Annotated in this window: 18 protein-coding genes; all 18 read left to right on the top strand. The window is 37.9% G+C overall.

Going from position 1 to position 15,211, the window contains the following annotated elements; translation table 11 throughout:
- Positions 1 to 75: 75 nt before the first annotated feature.
- The 18 genes from hbs to QNH29_RS21175 all read left to right on the top strand — a co-directional run bounded on the left by hbs (position 76) and on the right by QNH29_RS21175 (position 15,208).
- On the top strand, positions 76 to 348 hold the full coding sequence (gene hbs, locus QNH29_RS21260) for a non-specific DNA-binding protein Hbs (protein WP_034676225.1): 273 nt from the start codon (positions 76 to 78) through the stop codon (positions 346 to 348).
- A gap of 141 nt (positions 349 to 489) precedes the next feature.
- Entirely contained in the window at positions 490 to 1,056 is a 567-nt protein-coding gene (gene folE, locus QNH29_RS21255; protein ID WP_283861306.1) for a GTP cyclohydrolase I FolE, read from the top strand.
- 12 nt (positions 1,057 to 1,068) lie between these two features.
- On the top strand, positions 1,069 to 1,305 hold the full coding sequence (gene mtrB, locus QNH29_RS21250) for a trp RNA-binding attenuation protein MtrB (protein WP_283861305.1): 237 nt from the start codon (positions 1,069 to 1,071) through the stop codon (positions 1,303 to 1,305).
- Positions 1,306 to 1,472: 167 nt separating this feature from the next.
- Positions 1,473 to 2,294, top strand: a complete 822-nt coding sequence (locus tag QNH29_RS21245; protein ID WP_283861304.1) for a heptaprenyl diphosphate synthase component 1 — start codon at positions 1,473 to 1,475, stop codon at positions 2,292 to 2,294.
- Positions 2,295 to 2,298: 4 nt separating this feature from the next.
- The gene (locus QNH29_RS21240; RefSeq protein WP_283861303.1) at positions 2,299 to 3,003 is read left to right on the top strand and encodes a demethylmenaquinone methyltransferase; all 705 of its coding nucleotides are present in this window, start codon (positions 2,299 to 2,301) and stop codon (positions 3,001 to 3,003) included.
- Positions 3,004 to 3,047: 44 nt separating this feature from the next.
- Positions 3,048 to 4,010, top strand: a complete 963-nt coding sequence (gene hepT, locus QNH29_RS21235; protein ID WP_283861302.1) for a heptaprenyl diphosphate synthase component II — start codon at positions 3,048 to 3,050, stop codon at positions 4,008 to 4,010.
- Positions 4,011 to 4,167: 157 nt separating this feature from the next.
- Positions 4,168 to 4,614: a nucleoside-diphosphate kinase gene (ndk, locus tag QNH29_RS21230; RefSeq protein WP_283861301.1), complete on the top strand. Its 447-nt coding sequence runs from the start codon at positions 4,168 to 4,170 to the stop codon at positions 4,612 to 4,614.
- 243 nt (positions 4,615 to 4,857) lie between these two features.
- Positions 4,858 to 6,030 carry a chorismate synthase gene (aroC, locus tag QNH29_RS21225; protein ID WP_283865705.1) on the top strand — a complete coding sequence of 391 codons (1,173 nt, stop codon included), beginning with the start codon at positions 4,858 to 4,860 and terminating at the stop codon, positions 6,028 to 6,030.
- On the top strand, positions 6,030 to 7,100 hold the full coding sequence (gene aroB / locus QNH29_RS21220) for a 3-dehydroquinate synthase (RefSeq protein WP_283861300.1): 1,071 nt from the start codon (positions 6,030 to 6,032) through the stop codon (positions 7,098 to 7,100). The genes aroC and aroB overlap by 1 nt, the downstream gene beginning before the upstream one ends.
- 18 nt (positions 7,101 to 7,118) lie before the next feature.
- The gene (gene aroH, locus QNH29_RS21215; RefSeq protein ID WP_283861299.1) at positions 7,119 to 7,493 is read left to right on the top strand and encodes a chorismate mutase; all 375 of its coding nucleotides are present in this window, start codon (positions 7,119 to 7,121) and stop codon (positions 7,491 to 7,493) included.
- A gap of 39 nt (positions 7,494 to 7,532) precedes the next feature.
- Positions 7,533 to 8,645 (top strand): histidinol-phosphate transaminase, encoded by a 1,113-nt coding sequence (gene hisC / locus QNH29_RS21210; protein WP_283861298.1) that lies wholly within the window; start codon positions 7,533 to 7,535, stop codon positions 8,643 to 8,645.
- Between the two features lie 11 nt (positions 8,646 to 8,656).
- Positions 8,657 to 9,766, top strand: a complete 1,110-nt coding sequence (locus tag QNH29_RS21205) for a prephenate dehydrogenase (RefSeq protein ID WP_283861297.1) — start codon at positions 8,657 to 8,659, stop codon at positions 9,764 to 9,766.
- Between the two features lie 24 nt (positions 9,767 to 9,790).
- Complete coding sequence (gene aroA, locus QNH29_RS21200; protein ID WP_283861296.1) at positions 9,791 to 11,080, top strand: 3-phosphoshikimate 1-carboxyvinyltransferase; 1,290 nt, start codon at positions 9,791 to 9,793, stop codon at positions 11,078 to 11,080.
- Between the two features lie 104 nt (positions 11,081 to 11,184).
- The gene (locus QNH29_RS21195) at positions 11,185 to 12,084 is read left to right on the top strand and encodes a hypothetical protein (RefSeq protein ID WP_283861295.1); all 900 of its coding nucleotides are present in this window, start codon (positions 11,185 to 11,187) and stop codon (positions 12,082 to 12,084) included.
- A 31-nt stretch (positions 12,085 to 12,115) separates the two neighbouring features.
- Positions 12,116 to 13,381 carry a tetratricopeptide repeat protein gene (locus tag QNH29_RS21190; protein ID WP_283861294.1) on the top strand — a complete coding sequence of 422 codons (1,266 nt, stop codon included), beginning with the start codon at positions 12,116 to 12,118 and terminating at the stop codon, positions 13,379 to 13,381.
- Positions 13,382 to 13,417: 36 nt separating this feature from the next.
- Complete coding sequence (locus tag QNH29_RS21185; protein WP_283861293.1) at positions 13,418 to 13,984, top strand: ReoY family proteolytic degradation factor; 567 nt, start codon at positions 13,418 to 13,420, stop codon at positions 13,982 to 13,984.
- A 109-nt stretch (positions 13,985 to 14,093) separates the two neighbouring features.
- Entirely contained in the window at positions 14,094 to 14,558 is a 465-nt protein-coding gene (locus QNH29_RS21180; RefSeq protein ID WP_283861292.1) for a YpiF family protein, read from the top strand.
- 134 nt (positions 14,559 to 14,692) lie between these two features.
- Complete coding sequence (locus QNH29_RS21175; RefSeq protein WP_283865704.1) at positions 14,693 to 15,208, top strand: QcrA and Rieske domain-containing protein; 516 nt, start codon at positions 14,693 to 14,695, stop codon at positions 15,206 to 15,208.
- Positions 15,209 to 15,211: the final 3 nt, after the last annotated feature.

The raw sequence follows: 15,211 nt of genomic DNA, 5'->3' as shown, positions 1-15,211 counted from the left end.
AAAAGTGTTTAGAAATGTAGATAGGTAATCTTATTTACGATTCTTTACTTACATTATTGGGAGGAGGTGAATAGCATGAACAAGACAGAACTAATTAACGCAGTTGCAGAAGCAAGCGAACTTTCTAAAAAAGACGCTACGAAAGCAGTTGATGCTGTTTTTGATTCAATTCTAGATGCTTTGAAAAATGGTGATAAAGTCCAATTAATCGGTTTTGGTAACTTTGAAGTACGCGAACGTGCAGCACGTAAAGGCCGTAACCCTCAAACTGGTGAGGAAATCGAAATTGGTGCAAGCAAAGTTCCTGCTTTCAAACCAGGTAAAGCGCTTAAAGATGCAGTAAAATAATTACATAAATTTATTGCTTCGGCAAAAAGGTCATGGTAACACTCCATGACCTTTTTTCTATGTAACTTTGAACATAATTGTGGTTGTGCTAATATGTATTTGTCATATATACTTGTTTGATACATAGTAGGGGGAATATGCATGACTGAAGTGAATCGCACCCAAATTGAGGAAGCTGTGCGTTTAATACTAACGGCAATTGGTGAAGATCCAAGCAGAGAAGGTCTTCTTGATACGCCGAAACGAGTAGCAAAAATGTATGAAGAGGTCTTTAGCGGCCTGAATGAAGACCCGAAGAAACATTTCGAAACGATATTTAGTGAAGACCATGAAGAATTAGTTCTGGTGAAGGATATCCCATTTTATTCTATGTGCGAACATCATCTTGTTCCTTTTTTTGGAAAAGCACATGTAGCATATATTCCAAAAGACGGCCGCGTAACAGGATTGAGTAAATTGGCGAGGGCTGTAGAAGCTGTGGCAAAGAGACCGCAGCTGCAAGAGCGAATTACCTCTACTATTGCTGATAGTATGATGGAAAAATTAGCACCCCATGGGGTCATGGTGGTTGTTGAAGCAGAACATATGTGTATGACAATGCGCGGGGTGAAAAAACCTGGGTCAAAGACTGTCACAACAGCAGTTCGAGGTAATCTTGCAAATGATACCATTGCTCGTTCTGAAATACTATCGTTAATTAAGAATTAATGGGGTGATACTATGGAAAAACGACATTCACAAAGTAGTGACTTTGTTGTCATAAAAGCGATTGATGATGGCGTTAATGTAATTGGTTTGACAAGAGGAACAGATACAAAATTTCATCATTCCGAAAAGCTCGATAAAGGGGAGGTATTAATTGCCCAGTTCACCGAGCATACTTCAGCTATTAAAATTAGGGGAAATGCAAAAATAATGACACATTTTGGTGAAATCGAAAGTGAAATGAAAAAATAATTTTAATGTTTTTACTGTGTATGATTTTTAGTGATTAATATTTCTTCACGGCGGAGATGTATTTATTTTGTGAATTTCTGCCCATACAAAAGCTTTTATGATATAATTGTCACTGCCTTGTTTAAACAAAAGGATCGTCATAAACATATAATTTCGGGGAAGCAAGGGTGATTAAATTGCCAGACATTCGACAAAAGTTTACAGACATTAAGGAGCAAGTTGAGCAAAAAGTATTTCATCCTTACTTGCTAAAATATATTGAGACGCCAGTAATTGATGAAGACAAACTGCTTTTTCTCGTGTCCATTATGGATCGACTCGAATTGTCTTACAATGAGATGAAAAATTATGCGATGACAACTATGCTTATTCAAATTGCCCTTGATACCCATGAGCGTATATCTAATGCTGCAGTTGATGAGATAAATAGACAATTAACGGTCCTTGCTGGGGATTATTATAGCGGCCTGTATTATAAGTTATTGGCAGAGGCTGAAGATATAAATATGATCAAAGAACTCTCAAAGGGAGTAAAAGAAATTAATGAACATAAAATCACCATTTATCAAAAAGAATTAAATGGAATTGAAAATCTAATGACAAGCATAAAGAAAATTGAAAGCTCTTTACTGGTGAAATTTTCTGAGCGTTTTAAAGTCGAATTGTGGAATGAGTTTATTGCTAAACTATTCTTTTTCAAGCGTTTACTAAATGAGAAAAGGCTTTTTATAGAAGCTGGAAGCAGCTTGGTATTTGAAACTTTGAAAGAATTAACCATAGGAGAACAAAGCCACTCAGTTAAAAATTTGTCTGACAAACAACAGAGAGATTTGCTAATAATTTGTGATCGTTACCTTGATTCTTCAAAACAGTTCCTATTAAAAGGAATGAGTCAGCTGCCATATTTAAATGATATGCTTGAAGCTAGAATTACTTCGATCATTAACGAACATCAAACCATTGCGAAAACTTTAGTGGAAGAAGGGTAAGCATATGCAGCAATCTAAGGAACAACGAGTTCATAAGGTTTTTGAAAAAATATCTGATAACTACGATCAAATGAACTCGGTAATTAGTTTTCAGCAGCACATCAAATGGCGTAAGGATACCATGCGACGGATGAATGTCAAACCAGGTTCGAAAGCGCTGGATGTTTGTTGTGGAACAGGAGACTGGACGATTGCTCTAGCTGAAGCCGTGGGTCCTTCAGGTGAAGTTACTGGATTGGACTTTAGTCAAAATATGCTTAATGTAGGGATTGAAAAGGTAAAAAAACTGGGCCTAAAGCAGGTTAATCTAATACATGGCAACGCTATGGAGCTGCCTTTCCCTGATAATAGTTTTGACTATGTAACGATAGGGTTTGGGCTGAGAAATGTACCAGATTACCTCCAGGTTTTGAAAGAAATGAATCGTGTATTAAAGCCAGGAGGAATTGCCGTTTGCCTTGAAACCTCGCAGCCAACATTATTTGGCTATAAACAGCTCTATTATTTTTATTTCAAATTTATCATGCCGTTGTTCGGTAAGTTATTTGCTAAGAGTTATCAGGAATATGCTTGGTTAAATGAATCGGCACGCAGCTTCCCAGGTATGAAAGAATTAGCTCTAATGTTTGAGACCGCAGGCTTTAAAGATGTATTTTATAAACCATATAGCGGCGGGGCTGCAGCGGTTCATATTGGTAATAAGAGATAATTTTATTTAGATTTGTAAACAGGACGAAAAGCTGGTGAATACAAATGAAATTAAAGATGATGTATTCATTTTTGAATTCAGATATTAATACGATCGAAAAAACATTGGAAGAGGCAATCCAAGCGGATTCTCTTCTTTTGAAACGAGCTTCTTTGCATACCTTACAGGCAGGTGGTAAAAGAATACGGCCTGTTTTTGTTTTATTGGCAGGAAAGTTTGGCCGTTACGATATTAATGTGATGAAAAACGTTGCGGTTGCCCTTGAACTCATTCATATGGCTTCGCTTGTTCATGATGATGTAATTGACGATGCAGATTTGCGAAGAGGTCAGCCAACGGTTAAAGCAAAGTGGGACAATAAAACAGCCATGTATACAGGCGATTTTATCTTTGCGCTTTCACTTGAACTCATGAGTGATATGAATAAGCCTTTAGCTCATAAAATATTAGCTAATACCATCTTTGAGGTTTCCGTTGGTGAGATTCAGCAGATAAAGGACAAATATCGCTTTGATCAAAATCTTAGAGATTATTTAAGAAGAATTAAGCGGAAGACAGCTTTGTTAATTTCAGCAAGCTGCCAGCTCGGTGCTATTGCTGCTGATGTAGAAGCTTCTGTACATAAGAAACTGTATCTATTTGGCTATTATGTCGGAATGGCATTTCAAATTACCGATGACATTTTAGATTTTACCTCTTCCGAAGAGGAGCTTGGAAAGCCTGCAGGAAGTGACTTGCTTCAGGGAAATATTACAGCTCCTGCTCTTTATGCAATGGAAAATGAGACAATTCGCTGCGAAATTGAAAAGGTTCAGCTGGATATGGAGCCAGTTCAAATTCAAAAGATTATTACCCTTATTAAAGAGTCAGGTGCAATTGAAAAGTCTATCGCATTAAGTGATATGTACCTAGATAAGGCACTAGCGGTCCTAGAAGAGCTTCCGACTAATAAGGCTAAAAAGACACTGCGTGATATTGCAAAATTTATAGGGCGTCGAAAATATTAGTGGAAAGAGAGTAAAACAATTGTTTTCTCTCTTTTTATATTGTTTTTGATAATATGAAGGCGCTTTCGACTTGCGAAATATTCGAAAAAATGGTAACATCTTCATGGATTGTCCCACTATGGCAATTATTATACATACTATATTAGGAGTGGAATACATGGAAAAAACATTTTTAATGGTGAAGCCTGATGGTGTACAGCGTAATTTAATCGGAGAGATCGTTGCTCGTTTTGAAAAAAAGGGTTTCCAATTAGTAGGCGCAAAACTAATGAATATTCCGACTGAATTAGCAGAAGAGCACTATGGTGAGCACAAAGAACGTCCATTCTTTGGTGAGTTAGTAGATTTCATTACATCAGGGCCAGTTTTTGCTATGGTATGGCAAGGGGAAAATGTTATTGCAACTGCACGTCAAATGATGGGCTCAACTAATCCTAAGGATGCAGCGCCTGGTACAATTCGCGGCGATTTTGGCTTGACTGTAGGAAAGAATGTTATTCATGGTTCAGATTCACCTGCAAGTGCAGAGCGTGAAATTGGATTGTTTTTTAAAGATGGAGGAGTTGTGGAGTACTCTAAACTAGTTAACGAATGGATTTACTAATTTAGATAGAAAAAGGCACATGTATAGCTTATACAGGTGCCTTTTTTGTATGCGTATTCATATGAAAAATAAAAAATATTTCAGAAACAATAGTGTACAAATTGATTAACTGTTATTATCATTAAATAAATAATCATCAATCAATTTATGCTATTTTCAGATAATTATACTAGGTTTATTGGTCTGTTTGTGGTATATTGATAAAAATCCTTTAATGAGTTGAAGGGAGAAAGTGTAATGGGAATGAGATATTTAACAGCTGGAGAATCACACGGTCCACAATTAACGACAATAATAGAAGGACTACCAGCAGGAATGCCTTTATTAGCGGAAGATATTAACACAGAGCTTGCAAGGCGGCAGCAAGGATATGGCCGCGGAAGAAGAATGCAAATAGAAAAGGATACGGTTCAAATCACATCTGGAATTCGTCATGGTCAAACACTTGGATCTCCTATTTGCTTAGCAGTGGAGAATAATGACTGGAAGCATTGGACTAAAATTATGGGTGCAGACCCATTAATAGAGGGACAAGAGGATGAAGTCAAACGTAAAATAACTCGACCAAGACCCGGGCATGCAGATTTAAATGGGGCTATAAAATACGGTCATCGAGACATGAGAAATGTCCTAGAGCGATCATCTGCGCGAGAAACTACTGTAAGAGTAGCTGCTGGTGCAGTTGCTAAAAAGCTATTATCTTTAGTTGGTGTTACACTTGTGTCACATGTAGTCGAAATTGGGGGTATTAAGGCAAAAACTAACCTCAATTTATCAATGGATGAGTTAAAGGAACGAACTGAGCTTTCACCTGTACGATGTGCAGATCCTGATGTAGAGCAGGAAATGATGAATGCGATCGACAATGCAAAGAAGAATGGTGATTCAATCGGAGGCGTTGTAGAAGTCATTGCAGCTGGGATGCCTTCGGGGATAGGAAGTTATGTTCAATATGATAGAAAATTAGATGCAAAGCTTGCAGCGGCTATAGTAAGTATCAATGCCTTTAAAGGCGTAGAGTTTGGCATCGGCTTTGAAGCTGCAAGAAAGCCTGGAAGTGAAGTTCATGACGAGATTGTTTGGGACCAAGAAAATGGCTATACACGAAAGACGAACCGTCTAGGCGGTTTTGAGGGAGGTATGACTACGGGAATGCCGATAGTTGTTCGTGGGGTAATGAAGCCAATTCCAACGCTATATAAGCCGCTTATGAGTGTGGATATCGATTCAAAAGAGCCATTTTCGGCAAGTGTAGAGCGGTCGGACAGCTGTGCGGTTCCTGCAGCAGCGGTTGTTGCGGAAAGTGTTGTCGCATGGGAACTTGCTAATGCGCTTATCGAGCAATTTTATAGTGATCGTTTTGATACATTTACTGCAGAAATTAATCGTCAGCGTGAATACGCGAGGGAATTTTAATGGAGACCATACAAATTCAAACAAGCTCCAAAAGCTATAATGTGTTTGTTGGCGAAGGCGTAAGAAATGAAATCGGTCCTTTTTTACGTAATCATTTTTCAAAACTGACTAAAATATTAATTATTACAGATGAAACAGTTGCAAAAATTCATCTCGATCATATCATGCCGCTTCTGTCTGAATGGAATCCTGTTATATATACTGCCCCAAGTGGTGAAAAAGCAAAAACGTTTGATGTTTACTATAATGCCTTGTCCATAGCATTAGAAAACCAACTCGACAGAAAATCTGTCATTCTCGCTTTAGGCGGTGGTGCAGTAGGTGACTTATCAGGATTTGTTGCAGCGTCGTTCATGAGAGGAATACCATTTATACAAATTCCAACTACCATCCTTGCTCACGATAGTGCGGTTGGCGGGAAAGTAGCTATTAACCATCCTCAGGGAAAAAATATGATTGGGGCTTTTCACCAGCCAGAAGCTGTTTTTTATGATTTAGAATTACTTAATACGCTGCCAGGGCAAGAAATTCGTTCAGGTTTTGCAGAGGTTATTAAACATGCACTTATTTATGATTCAACCTTTTATCATTGGCTGAAAGCTGAAATCCATAATCTTGATTCCTTAACCATTGAACAATTATTTAAATCACTTACAAAAGGAATTCAAATTAAAAATGAATTTGTTTCTAAGGATGAGAAAGAAACGGGAATTCGTGCGTACTTGAATTTTGGTCATACACTAGGACACGCCATTGAATCAGAAATGGGCTATGGTAATTTCACCCATGGTGAAGCCGTAATGATTGGTATGATATTTGCTTTGGAAATTAGTAAAGAGGTTTCAGGATTGTCTTTTGATACAGAAGAGTTTAGTACTTGGGTTCAAGGACTGGGGTATCAAACAGAAATTCCAGGTCACTTATCTAGTGAGCGATTGCTGGCAAAAATGAAGCAGGATAAGAAATCTGCCGGCGGAACGGTGAAATTTGTAGTATTAGAGCAAATAGGGAAACCAAAACTTCAAGAGCTTTCGGATGAATATTTATTAACAAAGCTCAAGAATTTTTAATAACGAGGGGGGCTTTTCATGATTCGAGGGGTGAGGGGAGCAATCACCGTAGATTGTAATTCAGAAGAAGCAATTTTATCAGCAACAGAACAGCTTTTGAGACAAATAATTGAGGGGAACAATATTCTTCCAGATCAGGTTGCTTCGGTTTTTATTTCAACCACTGATGACCTAAATGCTGCTTTTCCTGCGAAGGCAATGCGTAAGTTTGCCGGCTGGACCTTTGTACCGGTTATTTGTATGAGAGAATTATCAGTACCGAATTCTTTACAAATGTGTGTACGAGTTATGTTGCATGTAAATACAGCTGTACCACAGGAAGAAGTTGTCCATGTTTATTTAGAAGGGGCAACGGTATTAAGACCTGACTTAGGCAATAGTGTGGCCAAATAGGCGGGAGTATTAAATTAGTTCAGGATGGAGTGGAGATAAATGAGATGGAAAGAGCAATTATTAACACTGACTCCATATCAGCCAGGAAAATCTATCGAGTCAGTTAAAAAACAATATAAATTAGATGAGATTGTTAAACTAGCTTCAAATGAAAATCCTTTTGGATGTTCAAATAAGGTCTTATCTGCACTACAAAATAATCCACCAGGATTTGCTATTTATCCAGATGGATATATGACTAAGTTAAGGGAAACAACTGCCTCCTTTTTAAAGGTCAATCAGGATGAACTAATATTTGGCAATGGATCGGATAATATTATTCAAATTATTTCAAGGTCCCTGCTTCACCCTGGGGCAAATACCGTAATGGCGACTCCATCCTTTTCTCAATATAAACACAATGCTGTGATTGAAGGTGCAGAGATAAGGGAAATTCCATTACTTGATGGCCAACATGATTTAGAGCAGATGTATGCTGCCATTGATCAGAATACCAATGTTGTCTGGGTTTGCAGTCCTAATAATCCAACGGGTACATATGTCTCAGAAAGTAAATTAATACCATTCCTAGATAAAGTTCCTCCCCATGTGTTAGTCGTGCTGGATGAAGCTTACTATGAATATGTATTTGCAGATGATTATTATGATTCCATAGAACTAACAAGAAAATATCCAAATTTAATCGTGCTGCGAACTTTTTCAAAAATTTATGGTCTTGCCTCGCTAAGAGTCGGCTATGGTGTTGCTAACCGGTCAATCATTCAAGCATTGGAACCTGCAAGAGAACCTTTTAATGTTAATTCATTTGGACAGGTGGCTGCAATCGCTGCACTTGAAGACCAAGAATTTGTTCAAGATTGTAAGGAGAAAAATAGACAAGGGTTGACTCAATTCTATGATTTCTGCGAAAGACACAATCTAAGCTATTATCCTTCTCAAACTAATTTTGTTTTAATTGATATCAATGCAGATGCTGATCAAGGGTTCCAATTTTTATTGGAAAAAGGCTATATTGTTAGATCAGGGAAAGCGTTAGGATTTCCTTCTTCTTTAAGAATTACCGTTGGCTCTACAGAGCAAAATGATGGGGTGCTAAAAGTATTAGGTGAATTTTTAACACAACAAACTAAAGCGAAACTGAGTGAGAACTAGGGGGACTACCAATGAAAGGCCGAGTTTTTGTTATTGGGCTTGGGTTAATTGGCGGTTCTATAGCTTTATGTATTAAGAAAGAACATAAAGACGCTATCATAATGGGCTATGACATTAATCAAGAACAAGCTAGACTTGGAAAAATGCTAGGTGTTATTGATGAAGTGGTTGATGATATTGTTGAAGGTGCCAAAACCGCAGATTTAATTATTATTTCCGCACCTGTAATTGAAACGGAAGCGATTATTCACTTATTGTCAGAGCAATCGTTAAATCCAGAAGTAATTATTACGGACACCGGAAGTACAAAAAGTAAAATTGTAGCCAATGCTGCAAGCTTAAAGAAAAAAGGGTACACCTTTATCGGGGGCCATCCGATGGCTGGTTCCCATAAAAGTGGTGTGTCTGCTGCAAAAGAAATCCTTTTTGAGAATGCCTTTTATCTGTTTACACCGGAGGACCATATTGAAAATTCCAAGGTGGAAATGCTTAAAGAATGGCTCAAGGGTACAAATGCAAAATTTTTAACTGTTACTCCTGATACCCATGATTACTTAACAGGAATTGTTAGTCATTTTCCTCATATCATTGCGGCATCGATCGTCCGTCAAACGGAAAGGTTAGCTGAAGGTGAGAGTCTTATTCCACGATTAGCGGCAGGCGGGTTTAGAGATATTACGAGAATTGCTTCTAGCAGCCCCGCAATGTGGAAGGATATATTACTTCATAATCGCGAGGTTTTGATAGAGTTAATCGATAAATGGAAGGAAGAAATGGATTGGGTAAAGTTGTTACTCGAGCAAGAAAATAGTGATGAGATTTTTCGCTATTTTCTGCAGGCGAAGCAATACCGTGATGGTCTCCCGGTTAGAGAAAAGGGAGCAATTCCTGCCTTTTACGATTTATTTGTTGACGTACCAGATTATCCTGGTGTCGTTTCTGAGGTTACAGGTTATTTAGCCAAAGAAAATATCAGCATAACAAACATCCGCATTTTAGAAACGCGGGAAGACGAAATTTACGGAGTATTAGTTATTAGTTTTCAGACAGAAGAGGACCGTGGGCGAGCAGAAAGGTGTATTCATGCCTGCTCAAGCTACGCTACCTCGATTGGAACATAATTTGATTTGAATATAGGTGATGAAATGGAATTAATAGCATTACAGCCAACTCTGAATGGTTTAAAGGGCAGTATTGAAATACCTGGAGATAAATCAATTTCACATCGTTCTGTTATGTTTGGCTCAATTGCCGAAGGAGTAACAAGGGTTACAAATTTCCTCCCAGGCGATGATTGTTTAAGTACTATTTCTTGTTTCCGAAAGTTAGGAGTAGTAATTGAAGAAAGTGACGATGGCCTAACGATTTACGGAAATGGATTTGATGGCTTAAAAGAACCGAATGAACTATTGGATGTCGGAAATTCGGGAACAACCATAAGATTATTGTTAGGAATTTTAGCGGGCAGACCATTCTTCTCATCGCTTATAGGTGACCAGTCGATTGGAAAAAGACCGATGACAAGGGTAACGGAACCACTGAGAACGATGGGGGCGAAGATTGACGGAAGAAAAGATGGAGAGTTTACTCCACTTAGTATTCGCGGCGGACATTTAAATTCGATACACTATAACATGCCTGTTGCAAGTGCTCAGGTAAAATCCGCTCTAATCCTCGCTGGTCTTCAAGCAAAGGGAGAGTCAACGATCATTGAAAAAACGGAATCACGCGATCATACAGAAAGAATGATCCGTAAATTCGGTGGGGAAATTGAAAAGGATAATCGTAAAATTACGATAAAGGGAGGTCAAAAGCTTACTGCTTCTGATATTCTTGTCCCTGGAGATATTTCCTCAGCTGCGTTTTTCCTAGTTGCAGGGGCGATCGTCCCAGATAGTGAAATTCTGTTAAAGAATGTGGGACTAAATCCTACTAGAACGGGTATCATTGAGATTATGCAGAAAATGGGAGCTAATTTAGAGATTCATAATCATGATGAAAACTCCTTTGAACCAGCTGGTGATATTACAATTAATACTTCAAGGCTAACAGGTACTGTTGTTGAGGGGGATGTTATCCCAAGGTTAATTGATGAAATTCCGATTATTGCCCTATTAGCGACACAAGCTGAAGGAACCACAATAATTAAGGATGCTTCAGAGCTCAAGGTCAAAGAAACTAACCGAATCGATACTGTCGTTCAGGAATTAACAAAACTGGGCGCTTCAATAGAAGCGACTGATGATGGTATGATAATTCATGGGGGATCCACACTAAGAGGTGGAAAAGTATCCAGTCATGGTGACCATAGAATTGGGATGATGCTCGCAATCGCCTCATTACTGTGTAAGGACCAAGTAGAGCTTGAGGATCCTGAAGCAATCTCAGTTTCTTATCCGAACTTCTTTAATCATTTAAATAGCCTTAAAAAATAAGCTGCCTTTGTGCAGCTTTTTTTCTGTCTATATTTTCCTGTCATAGTTTTTAAGAATAATTCATAGCTTGTCTTAAGAAGGAAAGTTGTGAAAAGGGTGGTAGGATGGGTTATATCATTGAAAATGCTAATATCCTCAAGGAAACGAAACTTACCAAATTATCGCTTTTGATTGAGGGGGGCCAAATTGCTGCAAAGAAAGAACATATACACCATAATAAGCTTATAAGAATGAATGCTGATTCTTATATCATGACCCCGTCTTATGTAATTTTGGATACAAGGATACCTCTTACTGCCTCCTTTCAGGAATTTCGAAAATACATGGTTGAGAACTTTCTTTTGAAAGGATGTACCACAATACTCACTTGCACTTCGATCGCATTTGAAAGTGAATTGACAGAAAAGATAAGAGAAAATAAAACGGCTCTCATTAGCAGTCCTATCGATTATTTAATCAGTGTAAAAATTCCGTTGCGCCTTTTAACTCCCTCATTTATCAGGAAATGTAAGAAAGAAAGGATTCCTGCCATTTTTATCGATGTAGAGGACCTTGATGAACTAACAAGGATTCCATGGGGATGGATTAGAGAGGCACTTTTTCCTTATAATTGCCCGCTGATTCCATTAATTTCTAATCATCTAAGGAAGGATGCAAGAAGGGCTTTGTCGAAATGGAAGGGTATAATGGAAAATGAAAAAATTCCTGCCGTCCTTGAGGAAGTGAAAGAGAATCAGCCATTGTCCGTTCCAGTATTAAATAAAATCGGTTTATATCCTCAAAAGGCAAGTTTGTTGCATGGAGCAGAAGTTAGTTATAATTTATATCTAAAAGCACGAGAAATCATGAATGTTGATGAAATGACATTATTTCATTATCATAGTGATAGACTTGCAGTGACAGTAAATAAGGGGAAAGTAGTACGTGCAGGGGAAGAGGTTTTATTTAAACCCGGATATGGGGAATATGTTAAGGTGCGAATCCCATCTTATTTTGCATTATAGTTAATTAAGGGAACCGAGAGGATAAGAGATAATGGACAGAGTGAATAAAATTATTACAATGTTGGAAAACGGCCAACATAATGAGGCTATAAATGAATATAATGTTGTATTAACCAAAGGTCAGCCCGATGAAAAATTCCTTCTTGCTGAAGAAATGTTCCAGTTTGGATTTTTAGCTGAATCAAAGGCATTAGTTGAAAACCTATTAACCATTTATCCTGAAGAGGGTGAACTGCTTGTATTACTGGCTGAAATATTAGTCGATGCAGGCGATGAGGAACAAGCCATTCTTGAATTAGAAAAAATCTCCGAACACGACCCCAGCTTTGGACAATCTCTCTTGCTTTTAGCAGATTTGTATCAAGTTCAAGGTTTATATGAGGTATGTGAAAGGAAACTGCAACAAGCAAAGGATATACTGCCAGATGAGGTTATCATTGATTTTGCACTTGGTGAACTCTATAGTGAACAAGGTGAAGTAACGAAGGCTCTGAAATCATATGAGGCTGTTTTAAAGGAACATCAAGAAATTGCTGGAGTGAGTATTTACCAGCGAATGGCTGAGCTTCTAAGTGCCTCTGGCGAATTTGAAGAAGCGCTAATCTATTATGACAGAGCCAATGATGAGAAATTAGAGATTAATACACTATTTGGATACGCCTTTACAGCACTTCAAGCAGGATATAATCGGACTGCCATCGAAAAGTTCGAGGAATTAAAAGAGCTGGACCCAGAATACCATTCCCTATATCTACATCTAGCAAAGGCTTTTGAACGGGAAGAAGAACTAGAAAATAGCTTAAACGTAGTGCAAGAAGGTATTAAACAAGATGAATTTAACAAGGATTTATTTTTCTTTGGCGGAAAAATTGCCATTAAGCTCGCAAAACCGGAGCTCGCAGAACAATACTTCCGTGAGGCACTTGCATTAGACCCAGGATTTACTGAAGCTGCATTAACTTTAAATAAGCTTTTCTTTCAGCAAGAGAGGTATGAAGCTGTAATTGATTTAATATCACAACTCGATTTTGTAGAAGATGAGGAACCCCAGCTCCTCTGGGATGCTGCTCTAGCCTACGATAAGTTAGAGGAATATTCTGATGCATTAGACAAATATGAAAGTGCATATACTTTTTTTAACAATAATGAAGCATTTTTGAACGATTATGGTTATTTTTTAATTGAGGAAGGAAAAATCGACCTTGCTGCCGAAATTTTTAAACAGTTACAAAAAGGTGATCCAACAAATGGAGAGTATGCTGATTTGCTTGACCGTCTAATCAGTAGAGAGAATTAATAAAAAGCTGAATATACAGAGGAGGGAATCTATCATATGGCAACCCCTGTTTCTGTCAACGAGAAAAAGGACTTTATTCGCTGGTTTTTAAATCATTATCAATTAAAACGAAGAGAGTGTGTTTGGATTCTAAATTATTTAATGAGTCACGACCAATTAATGGAGAAGGTTCATTTTGTAGAGCAAGCACAGTATTGTCCGCGTGGGCTGATCATGTCAACTCATTGTGTTGATAAAGTACCGTTTCGCTTTTATAAAGAGAATGTTATGACGACTGATGCTGAAAAATCCTTTCATGATATTCGGTTAAATCGTGACGAAGATATTTTTATTCAATTAAACTTTCATGCATCCAATCAAGCACACCAATACGCTGCTGTATTAGAGGAAAACCCATTTGTTCCAAAACACCTTCAAGTAAATGAAAAAGACGGGATTATAGCAGAGCAATTTTTGCAAAACAGTATTGAAAGGTTTCAACGTGAGAAGCTGCTTCAATTAATTGATGAAGCCCTTGATAAGCAGGACAAAACAGCCTTTCGAGCCTTAACCGAACAGCTAAATCAACTCAAGGAAGCAGAACAAAATGGAAGCCTGCGATAAGCAGGCTTCCATTTTGTTTGTTAACTGAATTTTTTCTCTCTTTTCCTTTTATGTTTTGTAATAAAAAATGATATGATAGAACTAATGATTAATAAAGGGGGGTGTATATATGAAGTGGGTATCAAAGGATATAGAAACATATTTAACCGCAAAAGAATACGTGGATACGGCAGTAATTCCATTGTATTCTGTTTCATTCGGGAATGAAATGAAACAATCAGCTTCGAGCGCAGAATTTATTACTTTACTAACCAATTACCTAGAGAGACAATTTACTGGAAGACTTATGTTGGTTCCTCCCTATACATACTTAAAAAGTGATCATTTTGAGGATATAATTAATGGATTGAAGAGATGGGAAGAAAATATTGAAAAAAACGAGTTTAAACATATATTTTACATAACGTCTGAGATTGATTGGAAGAACTATGAGGACGAGCTTAATGGTTCATTGATTTGGCTTCCGTCCCTGCCGCTCGAGCACTTGAATGAATCACAAAAGATATCTATGATTGAAAGTCAGGTAAAACAGCTTCTGACCCTTTTTACACAAAAGTGGCATGAAAATTTGTAATTCTTTGCTGATTAACATGTTTTTAAAATAGTATGATATTGACCTAGGATAAAGATTGATATATCATGGTTATGTCCTAGTTTTATATGTGTTTAAATTATGTCCGATGGACTTAACTTGTGAATAGAGGGGGGATAAGCATGAGTAAGCATCGCGTATCAAGAAGACAATTTTTAAGCTACACTTTGACTGGTGTAGGGGGGTTTATGGCAGCAGGTATGTTAATGCCAATGGTTCGCTTTGCCATTGATCCTGTATTAAAGGCCGAAGCAGGTGGAGATTTTGTAGCAACTCCATTAAAAATCAAAGATATCACCAACGAACCACAGCGAGTAGATTTCACTTTCGAACAAAAGGATGCATGGTATACTTCAGACGTTTCGAATACTGCCTGGGTGTATAGGGATGAGCAGGATAATATTGTAGCCCTGTCTCCTGTCTGTAAACACTTAGGTTGTACTGTAGGGTGGGCGTCAGACGAAGCACATCCGGATCAATTCTTCTGTCCATGTCACTTTGGCCGATATACAAAGGACGGAATGAATGTTAAGGGTACACCGCCAATTGCACCACTGGATGTATATCCATTTCAGGAAAAAGACGGTTTACTTTATTTAGGAAAAGCTGAACCACGGACAAAGGAGGCGTAATCA

The sequence above is a fragment of the Neobacillus sp. DY30 genome (assembly GCF_030123065.1).
In the GTDB taxonomy this organism is placed as follows: domain Bacteria; phylum Bacillota; class Bacilli; order Bacillales; family Cytobacillaceae; genus Neobacillus.
The sequence above is the reverse complement of the archived record's forward strand: the minus strand, read 5'-3'. Positions and strand labels throughout refer to the sequence as shown.